The 13803-nt window shown below is 68.4% G+C and carries 16 protein-coding genes; 13 read left to right on the forward strand and 3 right to left on the reverse strand.

Annotation, left to right across the window (positions count from 1 at the left end; genetic code table 11):
- Positions 1 to 119: 119 nt before the first annotated feature.
- From IW248_RS21960 to IW248_RS22005, 10 genes are all read left to right on the forward strand, one after another.
- A complete protein-coding gene (locus IW248_RS21960; RefSeq protein ID WP_196928485.1) occupies positions 120 to 1040 on the forward strand; it encodes an ABC transporter ATP-binding protein in 921 nt (306 codons plus the stop codon).
- Complete coding sequence (locus IW248_RS21965) at positions 1037 to 1807, forward strand: DUF2705 family protein (protein ID WP_196928486.1); 771 nt, start codon at positions 1037 to 1039, stop codon at positions 1805 to 1807. Before IW248_RS21960 ends, IW248_RS21965 begins: the two co-directional genes overlap by 4 nt.
- A 142-nt stretch (positions 1808 to 1949) precedes the next feature.
- On the forward strand, positions 1950 to 2078 hold the full coding sequence (locus tag IW248_RS21970; RefSeq protein WP_196928487.1) for a lasso RiPP family leader peptide-containing protein: 129 nt from the start codon (positions 1950 to 1952) through the stop codon (positions 2076 to 2078).
- Positions 2079 to 2277: 199 nt separating this feature from the next.
- Positions 2278 to 4038: an asparagine synthase-related protein gene (locus tag IW248_RS21975; RefSeq protein WP_231396397.1), complete on the forward strand. Its 1761-nt coding sequence runs from the start codon at positions 2278 to 2280 to the stop codon at positions 4036 to 4038.
- On the forward strand, positions 4035 to 4313 hold the full coding sequence (locus IW248_RS21980; protein ID WP_196928489.1) for a lasso peptide biosynthesis PqqD family chaperone: 279 nt from the start codon (positions 4035 to 4037) through the stop codon (positions 4311 to 4313). The genes IW248_RS21975 and IW248_RS21980 overlap by 4 nt, the downstream gene beginning before the upstream one ends.
- The gene (locus tag IW248_RS21985; RefSeq protein WP_196928490.1) at positions 4310 to 4738 is read left to right on the forward strand and encodes a lasso peptide biosynthesis B2 protein; all 429 of its coding nucleotides are present in this window, start codon (positions 4310 to 4312) and stop codon (positions 4736 to 4738) included. Before IW248_RS21980 ends, IW248_RS21985 begins: the two co-directional genes overlap by 4 nt.
- The gene (locus tag IW248_RS21990; protein WP_196928491.1) at positions 4735 to 5673 is read left to right on the forward strand and encodes an ABC transporter ATP-binding protein; all 939 of its coding nucleotides are present in this window, start codon (positions 4735 to 4737) and stop codon (positions 5671 to 5673) included. The genes IW248_RS21985 and IW248_RS21990 overlap by 4 nt, the downstream gene beginning before the upstream one ends.
- The gene (locus IW248_RS21995) at positions 5670 to 6542 is read left to right on the forward strand and encodes an ABC transporter permease (RefSeq protein ID WP_196928492.1); all 873 of its coding nucleotides are present in this window, start codon (positions 5670 to 5672) and stop codon (positions 6540 to 6542) included. Before IW248_RS21990 ends, IW248_RS21995 begins: the two co-directional genes overlap by 4 nt.
- Positions 6539 to 7030 (forward strand): MauE/DoxX family redox-associated membrane protein, encoded by a 492-nt coding sequence (locus IW248_RS22000; RefSeq protein ID WP_307788130.1) that lies wholly within the window; start codon positions 6539 to 6541, stop codon positions 7028 to 7030. Before IW248_RS21995 ends, IW248_RS22000 begins: the two co-directional genes overlap by 4 nt.
- Positions 7027 to 7737: a DsbA family protein gene (locus IW248_RS22005; protein ID WP_196928494.1), complete on the forward strand. Its 711-nt coding sequence runs from the start codon at positions 7027 to 7029 to the stop codon at positions 7735 to 7737. Before IW248_RS22000 ends, IW248_RS22005 begins: the two co-directional genes overlap by 4 nt.
- Here IW248_RS22005 and IW248_RS22010 read toward each other — a convergent pair.
- The 3 genes from IW248_RS22010 to IW248_RS33570 are packed head-to-tail and all read right to left on the reverse strand — an operon-like array spanning position 7709 to position 10295.
- Complete coding sequence (locus IW248_RS22010; RefSeq protein ID WP_196928495.1) at positions 7709 to 8401, reverse strand: response regulator; 693 nt, start codon at positions 8399 to 8401, stop codon at positions 7709 to 7711. The genes IW248_RS22005 and IW248_RS22010 overlap by 29 nt on opposite strands.
- Positions 8398 to 9570, reverse strand: a complete 1173-nt coding sequence (locus tag IW248_RS22015; protein WP_196928496.1) for a sensor histidine kinase — start codon at positions 9568 to 9570, stop codon at positions 8398 to 8400. The genes IW248_RS22010 and IW248_RS22015 overlap by 4 nt, the downstream gene beginning before the upstream one ends.
- An 11-nt stretch (positions 9571 to 9581) precedes the next feature.
- Positions 9582 to 10295: a response regulator transcription factor gene (locus IW248_RS33570; RefSeq protein WP_269155092.1), complete on the reverse strand. Its 714-nt coding sequence runs from the start codon at positions 10293 to 10295 to the stop codon at positions 9582 to 9584.
- 2181 nt (positions 10296 to 12476) lie between these two features.
- On the opposite strand from IW248_RS33570, the gene IW248_RS22025 reads away from it, so the two are divergent.
- The 3 genes from IW248_RS22025 to IW248_RS22035 all read left to right on the forward strand — a co-directional run bounded on the left by IW248_RS22025 (position 12477) and on the right by IW248_RS22035 (position 13784).
- Positions 12477 to 12620 carry a hypothetical protein gene (locus IW248_RS22025; RefSeq protein WP_196930471.1) on the forward strand — a complete coding sequence of 48 codons (144 nt, stop codon included), beginning with the start codon at positions 12477 to 12479 and terminating at the stop codon, positions 12618 to 12620.
- 82 nt (positions 12621 to 12702) lie between these two features.
- The gene (locus IW248_RS22030; protein WP_196928497.1) at positions 12703 to 13578 is read left to right on the forward strand and encodes an FtsK/SpoIIIE domain-containing protein; all 876 of its coding nucleotides are present in this window, start codon (positions 12703 to 12705) and stop codon (positions 13576 to 13578) included.
- Entirely contained in the window at positions 13575 to 13784 is a 210-nt protein-coding gene (locus tag IW248_RS22035; protein ID WP_196928498.1) for a hypothetical protein, read from the forward strand. Before IW248_RS22030 ends, IW248_RS22035 begins: the two co-directional genes overlap by 4 nt.
- Positions 13785 to 13803: the final 19 nt, after the last annotated feature.

Raw genomic sequence — 13803 nt, forward strand, 5'->3', positions numbered from 1 at the left:
CCGATCACGTGTGGTGATCGCGCTGGCGTGCCGAGAGGAAGCGCACAGCTGCTCAGCCATGGGCATTGTCAAACCGTGGTCTGACGCGGCGGACAGGGCCCCGCCGGCAGGCTGAGGGCATGATCGAGGCGACTGAGCTGACCAAGCACTACGGTGCCAAAACTGCCGTCGACGGGCTCACGTTCACGGTGACGCCAGGGCGGGTCACCGGCTTTCTCGGTCCCAACGGGGCCGGGAAGTCCACCACCATGCGGCTCATGCTGCAACTGGACCGGCCCACGTCGGGGCACGTGAGAATCAACGGCAAGGAGTACGGCGAACTGACCGAGCCCCTACGGCAGGTCGGTGCGCTGCTGGAGAGCCGGGCGGCACACCCTGGGCGATCCGCGTACAACCATCTGCTCAGCCTGGCGGCCAGCAACCGCATCCCGCGGCAGCGCGTGCGTCAGGTGATCGAGATGGTCGGGCTGGAGAGCGTCGCCGGCAAGCGGGTTCGAGGGTTCTCGCTGGGCATGACACAGCGGCTCGGGTTGGCCGCCGCGCTGCTCGGCGATCCGCCGGTGCTGCTGCTGGACGAGCCGATCAACGGGCTTGATCCGGAGGGTGTCCGCTGGATCCGCCAACTGTTGACGGGATTGGCGGCCGAGGGGCGCACCGTGTTGCTGTCCAGCCATCTGATGACCGAGATGGCGGCCACCGCCGATCATCTGATCATCATCGGCCGGGGACGCATGCTCGCCGATATCTCGACCAGCGAGTTCGTGGCGCAGCACGCGGGTTCGTACATCCGGGTGCGCTCGCCCGAGGCGGCGAGCCTGCGCAGCGCCCTGACCACCCGCGGGATAGAGGTGACCGAGGCGGGAGAAGGCGTCCTGCACGCGATGGGCGCCGAGCTTGAGCAGGTCGCTGCGGTCGGCCGCGACGAGGGCCTGATAATCACCGAGCTCACGCCCTGCACAGCCTCGCTCGAGGACGCGTTCATCAAGTTGACAGCCGATGCCGTCGAGTATCGCGGTGGGATCACGGAGGCAAGCCGGTGAGCAGCAACACGGTACCCGCAGTCCTGCACTCAGAATGGATCAAGGCACGGTCAACGGTGGGCAGTCTGGTGACGCTGCCACTGGCGCTGGTCATCAGTCTCGGTCTGGCGCTCGCGGGTGGCCTGTCCACCCGCAACGCCATCGACAGCGGCAGCGCCATGCTGGCCTCGGACTTCAACCCCATCAACTCGGGGTTCAACGCCCTCCTCTACGCCAATTTGGCCTTCGTCGTGTTCGCGGTGCTCGTGTTCAGTTCCGAGTACACGACCGGGATGATCCGCGCCTCGCTGGCGGCGGTGCCCACCCGGGGCCTGTTCTACCTGGCCAAGCTATTGGTCGTGGCGGCAGTCGCGCTGATCGTCGGCGGGGCGGCCGTGATCGCATCTTTCCTGATCACCCAAGCCGCGTTGGGACCACACGGGGCGAGCCTGTCCGACCCCGGGGCCATGCGGGCCGTGCTCGGCGGAGTCGCGTACGTCGTACTGATCAACGTCTTCTCGGCCGCGGTCGCGGCCCTGCTCCGCAGCACCGCACTCGCGTTGGGCATCCTCATGCCGCTGTTCTTCGTGGTAGGGCCCGCTCTCGGCACGATCTCCGGCACCAGGCCGGTGGCGCAATTCCTCCCGGACCAGGCCGGCATGCGCGCGATGCGGGTGACCGCCGAATCAGGCGACCTGACGGCCGGACAGGGGATCCTCGTGCTTCTGCTGTGGACGCTCGCGGCGGCGGCGGCCGGGTACTGGTTGATCCGTCGGCGTGATGCATGACAGATGTCCCCTCCGCATAGACACAGTTCGACTGAGTCCTCTTTCCCATTTCGCCGGGCCCTTGGCACTCGTAGCGTCTAACCCGGGCCTCCACTGAGACCCACCGCCGGCGGAAAAGTCCAGCATTACCGAGGGAGAGAGCATGAACCAGAACGAGTACGTGGCGCCTTCGATCACCGACCTGGGCGATTTCACCGAGCTGACCCTGTGCACCCCGTGGGGCGACTGCCGTGACTTCCTCGGTTGCGCCCGCGCGCCGATCTGCATCTGATCGCAGTCAGGGCCGCAGCTGCCGAAAGAGCAGCTGAGGTGCGTCTGAGCAGTTAGCAGGCCGTCGGCGGCCGGCTCGTTTCCGGCCGGCCGCCGACGTGCGGGTCACTGCGGAAGAAAGGGCGTCTCGCCTCGTGGAATTCGTCGTCCTGCCGGACCGGGATTGCGTCGCGGAAAGGCTCACCTCAACAACGGGGAAAATGGTCGCGCACGCCTCCGGGCGGCCATGGCTCATCGGACAATGGCAGTCCGACGAAATCATCGTCCTGGCTGCCGGAAACACCCGGCTCGCCATCGCCGGCCGGACCGCGATCCGGGAGTCGGAGGTAACGCGGGCACTGGCCGCTGTCAGGATGCCGTCCGATCTGGACGAACTGGCGCGGCGGATTCCGGGAGCGGTCCATCTCCTGCTCTCGCAGAACGGCACCACCCGCTCGCAGGGAACGGTGTCGACCGTACGACAGATCTTCCACGCGACCGTCGACGGCGTCACGGTGGCATCCTCGTCCATCGCCTCGCTGGGTCGGCTCGCCGGCGCCAGGATCGACCCGGAAGCGCTCGCGTTGCGGCTACTGTCGCCACTCGGCGCACCGTGGCCGCTCTCACAACGGACGTTCTGGGCCGGGATCCAGGCTGTACCGGTCGGTCACTGGCTGGCAGTCGACCGCGCCGGGTCGGCACGGACACACCGCTGGTGGCATCCTCCGGAGCCGGTCAGGCCGCTGGACGAGGCGGCGTCCGAGGTGCGGGAGTCGTTGTCCAGGGCGATTGCCGGTCGCGTGCCGGGCGGCCGAGTGGTCACCGCGGACCTTTCGGGTGGCCTCGACTCGACAAGCGTCGCTTTTCTGGCCGCCGCGGCCGGCGCCGACCTGACCACCTTTCATGTGCAACCGCTCGACCCGGCCAACACCGACACCGTCTGGGCGGAGCGGGCCGCCGCGGCCCTTGCCGGCGCAAGACACCGGGTCGTACCCCGCAGCCGTCCGGCGAACCTCTTCCAGGTCGACGTCGAGCAGGGCACCGGCGCGGGGCAGTGGGAGGGGCCGCAACTGTGGATCGGCGGCTGGGCGCACCTTGAGGACCTGGAGCGACGCGTCACGGCCGAGGGATCCGATCTGCACCTGATGGGGTTCGGCGGCGACACCCTCTTCGGGGCGATGCCCGCGCACCTGTGGTCGCTGGCCCGCCGGCACCCGCTGCGTGCCCTGCCGACGGTCCGCCGGTCCCGACTGCTCAATCGCTGGTCCTGGTCGGCCTGTCTGCGGGGGCTCACCGACCGGTCGACGTTCGCGCAAGCCGTCGCCGCGCTGCCCGCGCAGATCGACGCGCCGCCCCCACGTCCGCCGCACCTGGACCTGGGCTGGGTGCCGCCGGTACGGATCCCGCCCTGGGCGACGGCCGCCGCGGCGGAGACCGTACGGGATGCCCTGCGTACGGCAGCGGCCTCCCAGCCGCAGCCCCTGGATCCCGACCGGGTACGCCACCAGGTCCTGGAGGCGATGGCGTTCGAGGGTGCACTCCTGCGCCAGATGCGTGCGGCCACCGGACCGAGCGTGGAATGGGACGCGCCGATGCTGGACCACCAGGTCGTCGAGGCGGCGCTGTCGGTCCGGATCGCGGACCGGAGCGCTCCCGGGCAGTACAAGCCGCTGCTCACCGCCGCCATGCGCGGACTCGTGCCGGACGCGATCCTGGACCGTCCGGACAAGGGCGAGTTCAGCGCCGAGATGCACGAGGGACTACGCCGAAACCGGCAGACCCTGCTGGAGCTGTGTGACGGGTCCCTGCTGGGCGAACTCGGCCTCATCGACGTGGCCGCGCTGCGAGCCCGTCTGCTGAACCCGGGGCCGGTCGCTCATCACCTCACCATTCTGCAGAACACCCTTGCCTGCGAGAGCTGGCTGCGATCCTCGGCCGTGGCGTCCGCGCGGTCCGGACGGAAGACTGGAGTGCTGCGATGACCCTGTCGCTACGCCGTGACGTCGTGCTCAACGAGGTGGACGACGGACTGGTCCTGCTGGACGAACGAACCGGCCGCTACTGGCATCTCAACGGCACGGCCGAGCAGATGCTGCGTGAACTCCTCGCCGGGCACTCGCCGGCCGAGACCGCTCACCGGCTGACCGCCGTCCCGGCCAATGACGCACCGGTCGACGACGAATTCCGAAACCGGGTCACTGCCGACGTGCAGGCGTTCGTCGACGGCCTCGTGCGAGCCAAGTTGGTGACCACATGAGCATGCCGGTCACTGCGGAGCGTTCCGTACGGCTCACCGCCGGGCAGCGCGTCGTCGCGCTGGCGGCGGTCGGTGTGGCCCGTCCACTCGCTGCGCTGCCTCCGCGCCGGTTACGTCAGGCGCTGCGGCTGCTCAGCAGGGGTGCGCGTCCTGGCCGATTCGAAGAGACCCTGCACGCCCGGTCCGCGACGGTGACCGTCAGCACCCGCTGCGCCGGGCTCGGCTGCCTACAGCGATCGGTGGCGACGGCACTGATCTGCCGACTTCGGGGCCGGTGGCCGGACTGGTGCACCGGATTCCGCACCAACCCGTTCGGGGCGCACGCCTGGGTCGAGGTGGATGGCCGACCGGTTGGAGAGCCGGCGGACGTGGCGCGTTTCGTGACCGTGCTGGCCGTACGGTGCCCGGAAGGGACAACGACGTGACAGCGATCGCCGTACGGAATCTCGCGAAATGGTACTCCGGCAGCATCGCGGCGGTCGCGGATCTCACCTTGGACGTCCCGACGGGTTCGATCTTCGGTTTCCTTGGCCCCAACGGTGCGGGTAAGACCACCACCATCAGCATGCTGGCAACGCTGCTGCGGCCGACCGCCGGCACCGCCGAGGTAGCCGGTTTCGACATCCGCCGGCACCCGGACGACGTGCGGCGCTCGATCGGCATCGTCTTCCAGGAGTCCACGCTGGACCCGGACCTGTCCGCCGAGGAGAATCTGCGCTTCTACGCCAGCCTCTTCGGCATCGGCGGCCGCGCCGCCCGGGGCACCATCGCCGACCTGCTCACACTTATGGATCTGAGCGATCGTCGGAAGTCACCGATCCGGACCTTCTCCGGCGGGATGCGTCGCCGGCTCGAAATCGCGCGGGCCCTGCTGCACGCGCCGAAGGTCCTGATCCTGGACGAGCCCACGACCGGGCTCGACCCACAGACCCGGATCCTGATCTGGGACCAACTGCGCCGCTTCCGCGCCGAGTACGACCTGACGGTCTTCATGACCACGCATCACCTCGAAGAGGCTGAGCACTGCGATCGCATCGCGATCATGGACCACGGCGATCTGGTCACCGAGGGCACACCGGCCGAGCTCAAGGCCGTGGTCGGGGACGACCTGGTGGAGATGCGCACGGAGAACGACGAGGCCGCCGCCGCCAGCATCCGCAAGCAGTTCGACCTGGACGTGGTCGTCGGGGATCCGAACCTCCGCATGCGGGTTCGCGACGGCGCCGCCCTGGTGCCCCAGTTGTGCGCGGCGATCCCGGTGCCGGTGATGTCGGTGACCGTCAGACCGCCGAGCCTCGACGACGCGTTCCTGCACTACACGGGCCGCACCATTCGCGAAGAGGAAGGGCCGCGCAAATGACCATCACCCACGCGGATCGAATGCCCGTCGCCTTCGTCCCGGCACAGCCGCTCGACACCCGTGCGGCCGGAGTACGCCGCAACCTCGGGGCGATCGGCATGCTCTGGCGCCGCGAGGTCATCCGGCTCACCCGCAACCGGCTTCGCGTGGTGATGGGTCTGGTGACTCCGCTGATGTTCATCGTCGTGCTGGGCACCGGGCTCGAGGCGGTGGGCGGCGATGCGGTGGTCATGGAGCACTACCGGACGTTCCTGTTCCCCGGCATGCTGATGATGGCCGTCCAGTCGCCCGCGATGGGTGTCGGCATCTCCATCGTCTGGGACCGGCAGAGCGGTTTCCTGCGGCAGACTCTCGCCGCCCCGGTCCGGCGGATCAGCCTACTGATCGGTCTCTGCCTCGGCGGTGCCACGACCGGCGCGCTCTATGCGTTCCTGGTGCTGCTCGTCGCCCCGTACGCTGGCATGAGTTACAGCCCGGGCCTGCTGCTCGGTCTGGCCGTGGCCGCGCTCATCGCCTTCACGTTCACCGCGTTGGGCATCCTGGCCGCGGTGACGATCCGGTCTGTCGACACGTTCGAGGTCGTGGTCAGCCTGGCGCTGACGCCACTGCTCTTCCTGTCCGGCGCGGTGTTCCCACCGAACGGACTGCCCGGCTGGCTGGGCACGCTGGTGCTGATCAACCCGCTGACCTACGCGATCGACGCGACCCGCCGGGTCCTGCCCGGCGACTTCTTCCTCGACGGCATGTCACAGTCTCCGCAACTCTGGGGATGGACGCCTCCGGTCTGGGCCGAACTGCTGATGATCACCACGTTGGCTCTGGGCACCCTCTCGGTGGCGGCCCACCGCTTCGCCAAGGCCCAGCAGTGATCCGGTCGGCCTGGCTGACGACCGCGGCGCGCGCCGGGCTGGCCGCGGTGTGGCTCGTCGCCGGTGCGGCCAAGGTCGGTGATCTGGCCGCCTCAGGCCGCACGGTCAACGCCTACCGCATCCTGCCGTACGAGGCGGCCACCGCGTTCGGCGCGATGCTGCCGTTCATCGAGCTGGCCCTGGGCGTGTTGCTCCTGCTCGGGCTGGGAACGCGCCTGGCCGCCGGGATCTCGGCCGTCCTGCTGATCGGCTTCATCATCGGGATCGTCTGGGTGTGGGCGCACGGCTACCGGATCGACTGCGGATGCTTCGGGGGCGGCGGTGACCTGGCCGCCAACCAGCGCCCCACCTACCTGCTCGACCTGCTGCGCGACGGCTTCTTCCTGCTACTCGCCGGATTCCTGACAGCTCGGCCGGCCGGCCGGCTGGCGATCGACAACTGGCTGCAGGCCACGCCCGTGGTCGCCGGCCGAACGGGGTTCTCATGACAACCAGTCGCACTCCGACACCAAGCGCGGCTGTGGCCGCACAGTTCGCGGCCGATCGGCGCCGACGGCGTGCGTTCTGGTCCGCCACGATCGTCGTGGCCGTCCTGCTCACCGCCGGCACCGTCGGCTACCAGCGTTTTCAGAGTCAGTCGGCCGAGCCGGTCCGGTACCCGGCGGGGACCGCGGCGCATGGCGGCACCGGCGTGGCCCGCGGCAGCGGCCCGGTCACCATCGACGTGTACGCCGACTTCATGTGCCCCAACTGCAAGCGATTCGAGGATTCGACGGCGACCATGCTCGACGGTGCCGTAACGGCCGGCCAGGTCACGGTGGTCACCCACCCCGTCGCCTTCCTGGACCGCATGAGCCAGGGCGCGAAGTATTCCACCCGGGCCGTGGCCGCTGCCGGGTGTGCCGCCGACGGCGGCAGGTTCACCGAGTACGTCCGGATGCTGTTCCAGCAGCAGCCGGCCGAACAGACCCCGGGGCTCACCGACGACCGGCTCGTCACGCTCGGCCGGGACGCCGGACTCCCCGAGGGCTTCGCCCAGTGCGTGCGTGACGGGACGTACCGCGGCTGGGCGGCACACGTCAGTGAGCGGGCTGCCCGCGACGGCGTGATCGGTACGCCCACGGTCAAGGTGAACGGCGAGGTGACGGCGGCGGACCCGACCGCGGTCAGAGCGGCCCTCGGCGATGCCGGCTGACCTCGGACCGCGCGCCGGCGCTGACCAGCCCGTTCTCGTACGCGGCGATCACCAGCTGGGCACGGTCGCGAAGGTCGAGCTTGGCCAGGATCCGGTTGAGGTGCGTCTTCACGGTGGCCATGCTGATGTGCTCGCGGTCGCAGATCTGCGTATTGGACAGACCGTTGGCCACGAGCGTCAGGATCCCCCGCTCCCGGTTCGTCAGGACCGCCAGGCGGTCCGTGCCGGAAGTGGCCTCGGCCGCACTGAACCGGGCGATCATCCGCCGGGTGACGCTGGGAGCGAACAGCGCGTGCCCGCCGGCAACCACGCGGACGGCTGTCAGCAGGTCCGCGGGGGCGATGTCCTTGAGCAGGAAACCGCTCGCGCCGGCGCGCAGGGCCGAATAGACGTACGGATCCAGGTCGAACATGGTCAGGATCAGAATCCGAGCGCCCGCGGTGGCCTGGTCGCCGGTGATCAGGCGGGTGGCCTCGATGCCGTCGGTGTGCGGCATGCGTACGTCCATGAGAATGACGTCGGGCCGCTCGCGACGTGCCAGCCGGACCGCGGCCGCACCATCCGCCGCCTCCCCGACCACCGTGCACTCCGGATCGGAGTCCACAAGCATGCGGAAGCTGTCGCGCAACATCGGCTCGTCGTCGGCGATCGCCACCCGGATCACCGCTGGCCGCCCGCTGGTGCGTACGGGAGCTTGACCTGGACCTGGAAGCCGCCGGCCGCGAGCGGACCGGCCGTCATCTCGCCGTCGTGCATCTCCACCCGCTCCCGCATGCCGGCCAGGCCGAACCCATCAGCCGTGCCCCGGCGGACCGGCCGTCCGTCCCTCGGCCCGTCGTCCGCGACCTCGACGAGAAGCTCACTCCCGGTGCTCCGGACCGTGAGGCGGCAGCGGGTCGGCCCGGCGTGCTTGATCACGTTTGTCAGGGTCTCCTGGACGATCCGGTACGCGGTCAAGGACACGCCCGACGGGATGTCGTCCTGCTCCGGCAGCTCGCTCTGGACGGCCAGGCCGGCCTCCCGTGCGCGGCCCACCAGAGTCGGGACGTCGTGCAGGCCAGGAGACGGGCCACGAGGCTCGTCGCTGTCCCGTAGAAGCCGGAGGGCTTGCCGCATCTCGGCGAGCGCCTCCCGGCTGACCTGCTCGATCACTTTGAGCGAGACCAGAGTCTCGGCCGGCCGTTCCCGAGCAAGGTGCCGGGTCACGGCGGCTTTGACCGCGATCACCCCGAGGTTGTGGGTCACGATGTCGTGCACCTCGCGGGCAATTCGCAGCCGTTCGTCGGCGACCGCTCGTTCGAGGCGGTCCGCGGCCCGCCAGGCCGCGTACGCCCGCCGCTGCGCGATGGCGATCCCGGCGGCCCAGGAGGCGCCGACGAGGGCAAGGCCGGGCAGCAGTGTGCCGAACCGGCTTTGCCACGGTTGCGGCGACCCGGTGGCGACGGCCAGGAACATCAGCACCACGCTCGACGACGCGATCACCAGCCAACTGCGACGGCTCCGATGACCACCGATGGACGCAGCCGTGTAGGCGGTGAAGGCCAACGCGAGCAGCGGGTCCGGCAGGATCCCCAGTGAGAGGCCGACGATCGACGCGAGGGCGACGCCGGCGAAAACCGGCATCGGCCAGACCCTGCGGACTGCGGTCGGCAGCGCGATGAGGGAGACCAGCAGGGCGTGCAGCCAGTCGGGAAGCGCGCTCGATCGGGACAGGGCCGTCAGGTAGACCGCGGCGAGCAACCCGGCGACGACGAGGTCGACGGCGACCAACTCGCTGTGGGTTAAGGGCCGGACCGGCAGTCGGGTGCCCTCTACCACTCCCTTCGGGTGCACGAACAACCCTTCTAGGCGAAGTCCCCGGAGAGACTCATCAATTTGCGTGCCACCAACGCCGCTCGGAGCCGATCCTGCACGCCGAGCTTGAAGAATATTCGACTGAGGTGGTTTCGGACAGTGCGCTCGGAGATGTTCAGTCTCCGCGCAATACCGCGATTGTTTTGACCGTCTGCCAATAACGCAACCACCTCGCGTTCCCGGTTCGTGAGCGAGTCCAGTAGGCCCTTCGCGGACGACGGCGCGCGATTCATATCGTGCCCGGCCAGCGCGGCCAGACGTGATGCCGCCGAACCGGTGATTCCGGTGCCGCCGCGCGCCACGAGACCGACGGCCAGGCATAACGAGTCGAAGTCAGCGTTGTTGCCGAAGTAGCCTCGCGCCCCGGATCGCAGACAGCGGACCATCTCGTCATCGCTCTCCGATCCGGACACCACCATGACATGGGTGCCGGAACCGGCGGCGACCGCCCGCACGGCAGTCTCGATCGCGCTATCCACCTGCGCAACGTGCAAGATCAGGACATCCACGGGGCAGCCGGCCCAGGCGTCCCCGTCGACCAACTCGGCCATGGATGTGACGTGCGCCACCACCTCGACATTCCACTGCTGAGAGAAAAGTTTGTTCAACATCCCGGACAACAGCGGATGGACATCTGCGATGGCCACCGACACTGATCTTTCATCGCCTTTCTCGGCGGCGATCAACGGGCGCGCAGAACTCATCCTTTTCCCCCGTCAAGCATCGAGGTTCCCTGACAAGCATCGAGCTGACTCCGGGAGCCTAGCATCGAACACGGAGAATGTGATGCCCGATTACGCTGAGTCGCCATGACGAAGAGCCCAAAAATATGCAGCACCGGTGCTTAAAGTCGCCGCCGAAGCTGAACGCCCACTCGGCTCTTAACATCCGGGGGACCGTCGGTCTGCCGTCCGCATTGCCTGGAACGACCACGTGCGCGATCCCTGATATCCCATCGGATTCGCGGGTATTGACGCAGAGGCGTCGATAAGGGACCTGGTCGAGCGGTGCGACTCCGAGAAGCAGTCCGGCCGCGACACGGGCCGACTCAAGTTCAGCCAGGCGCGAGCCATCGGGTCACCGTGTCACTGAAGACCACCTCTTAGGGCAGACCTCGGATGCCTTCCGCAGTCGCGCCAAGGCCGCGAGCCCGAGCCAGCTCGGCCAGCCATGACCAAGGATGCTCCTGCTCCTCTGCGCACCCTTCGTCGTCGGGAAGCACGGCGTTCAGCACGGCTGGCTCAGGAGCAGTAGAGCCTTCCCCGGCGGATGCCCCATGACACCTAGGCAGCGCCGGGTGCAGGACCTCGTTCTCCTGCTCCAGCTCCTTCGTGCCTGGGAGGCCGCCGATGACGCTCGGCGCATCGGCAACCGAGCCCATGCCGTCGGGAAGCTGTCGCGATCGAGGGGCCGCTGTTGGTGCTGCTGCAGGATGAGCCGTTCGAGACCGGCATCCGGCTGGGCCGGAGCGTTGACCACTACAGCCAGGTCACCGTCCGGACCAACCGCTACTCCGGCGCGCTTGGTCGGCCGGCAGGTTCGGGGCTTCAAACGGCGGCTATGGGTGGCATCTGGCCGCGCAGGTAGGCCAATCGAAGCTGGAGCCCACCCGCAGCCCAGATGGCGTTTTAGCTGATTTTCGAGGTGCCCCCGGCAGGATTCGAACCTGCGACACACGGTTTAGGAACGGTTTAGCGGCTGCTGGGCCATCTGCCGCCTCACCAGGGGATTCGCGTGAAGGCTCCGCCGTGATGTGCTTGATCGTTCCGCGTATGTTCCGGATGACTCTCTACCTGGCTAGCCCTTGAAGTTTGCAACCGGCGCGGCTACCGTCCGGCGAATGCCAGATGATCCACTTGATTCAGGCAGGCCGCGCGAAGGGCTAGCCCGGGGCCTGCGTGCGATGCTCATCTGGACCCTCATCGGGCTGCCAGCGATTGGGGTCCAGTACCTCGTCTGGGATGCGACTGGCGGCTACTGGCTCGGGTATCTGGCGGGTTCCGTCCTGCCGGTGGCGGTGACGCCATGGCTCGCCCCTCGGGTTTCCTACCGACGTCGGGATGCACTGATCACTGCGATCGCGTGGCCGTACATGGCGGGTGTGATCGCGTCTCGAATGGCGTTGCTGCCATACCGGAACTGGGCTCCCCGGACAGACGAGGTGCGGCGCTCGCGCTGGCACCACAACCCGCGATACGCCGGCTACTGGTGGATCTCCCAAAACCCGTCACCGTGGCCGCCGAAGAAGTGACAGGCTTGCGCCCCGGTGCGCCGTCAAGCGTGTGTCCACCCTGCGGACAAGGAGCAGGCGAGCTTGACTCCTTCGTCCCGAAGGAACCACCAGCCGGCTATGAGGTGCGCCAGTCGCTGGGCTGAGCTGTCTGAACCGTCCACCGCAGTCCACGGACGTCCGGCCTTGCCCGCGCCTGTCGTCACCCAGCTGGTCACCCAGGCCCGAGTGTCAGACGTTGAAGCGGAACTTAGACCGGCTCGGCCGTGACCTGCGGCGACCTGGTCGGCTTGCTGGTGGCGCCCCTTCGCGGGTTGCCGTCGCTGCTGGCTGGTTGCCGACGTTTGACGGTGTCTTGTGCCCCCTGGGTGCCCCGAGCGGGTCCGCCACAGCCCGCCGTCCCCGGCGTTCAGCACACAGAGTTCAGGAAGGCAGTTGCGCTGGCAACACGAGAGGCCGCCTGCCAGGACAAGGACTGGACCCCTTGCAGGGCTTGCGGTTAGTCATTCCGTGCATGTTCTGGATCTTGCCTAACCGCCATGTCGGTTGCTCACCCCTGGCGGCCGGGCCCGCCATGACCGGGGTTTTGGTGCGCCACCTTCCGTCCTCGCCCAACTTGAGTAGACGCAAGTCGCGAGGAATGGGATTCCCACACGTGACCGCTCCGACGATCACCCTTCCGGCCCAGGGCAAGCCCGCCGGCAAGAAGCCGGCCTCGGCTACGACGGCCAACGGCAGCAAGCCCGCGGCTTCGTCCGTGTCGTCCGTGGAGGACGACGACACCTCCGACTGGATCTGACTCCTACCCACCCCGGGACGCGAGGAGCCATGGCGGCTCGTTCGTGTGGCTTCTCGCGCCCACAACGCCCAGGAGGGCACCCATGACCACCACGATTCCCACCACTGCTGAGGCGGTGCCGGTGGGTCCTGGCCTGTCGATGTTCGACCCGATCTTCATCGGGATCGACGAGTTCGGCCAGCCCGTCTACCTGGACGTCATCTACCGCAACCTGCTCACCGCAGGCGAACCCGGCGGCGGTAAGTCCGGCCTCATCAACAACATCTGCGGCCACGCCGCCCTGTGCGACAACACCCGCCTGGTGCTGTTTGACGCCAAACTCGTCGAACTCGGCCCCTGGCGCGACCTCGCCGACGCGTTCATCGGCCCCGACATCGACCAGGGCATCGACGTCCTACGTCGCCTCCTGGTCGTCGCCACCAACCGCTACGCCTGGCTGCTGGCCAACCGGCGCCGCAAGCTCGCCGACGGCGACGGCATGTCCGTCATCGTCACCATCATCGACGAACTCGCCATGTTCTCGACCGTGCTCGGCACCAAGCAGCAACAGGAGGAGTTCTCCACCCTTCTACGAGGGCTCGTCTCCCTCGGCCGGGCCTGCGGCATGCCCGTCGTCGCCGCCACCCAGCGCCCGAGTTGGGACATCATCCCCGCTTCGCTGCGGGACTTGTTCGGCTACCGGGCCGCGTTCCGGTGCACCTCGCTGAACAGCTCGAACATCATCCTCGGACAGGGCTGGGCCGAGCAGGGCTACACCGCCTCCGACATCTCACCCACCAACCAGGGCGCGGCCTACCTCCTGGCCGAAGGCGGCGTCCCCCGCCGCATCAAAGCGGCCTACCTCACCGACACCGACATCTACAACATCGCCGACTACGCCGCCTGGACTCGCCGCCCTGTCGGCACCAGCGCCAGCACCCCCACGGTCGACCCCACCGAGTGGGAGATGGCGGCATGACCACCCGCGAACGCGCCTATGCCAAGGCCAACAACCAACGCGCCGCCCAGTTCACCGAGCTGTGGGTCATCGGCCGTCCTGAGGACATCGCCGTCATGGTCCGCGCCGCGTCCGCCAGCGGCCGACTTGTCTACCTGTCCTCGCCCAGCCCGATGGGCGGCGACGACAACCGCCAACGCCGCTACCTGCGACTGCGCACCCACTGATCGGCCGACAGGACCGGAC

Source organism: Micromonospora ureilytica (assembly GCF_015751765.1).
Lineage (GTDB): Bacteria > Actinomycetota > Actinomycetes > Mycobacteriales > Micromonosporaceae > Micromonospora > Micromonospora ureilytica.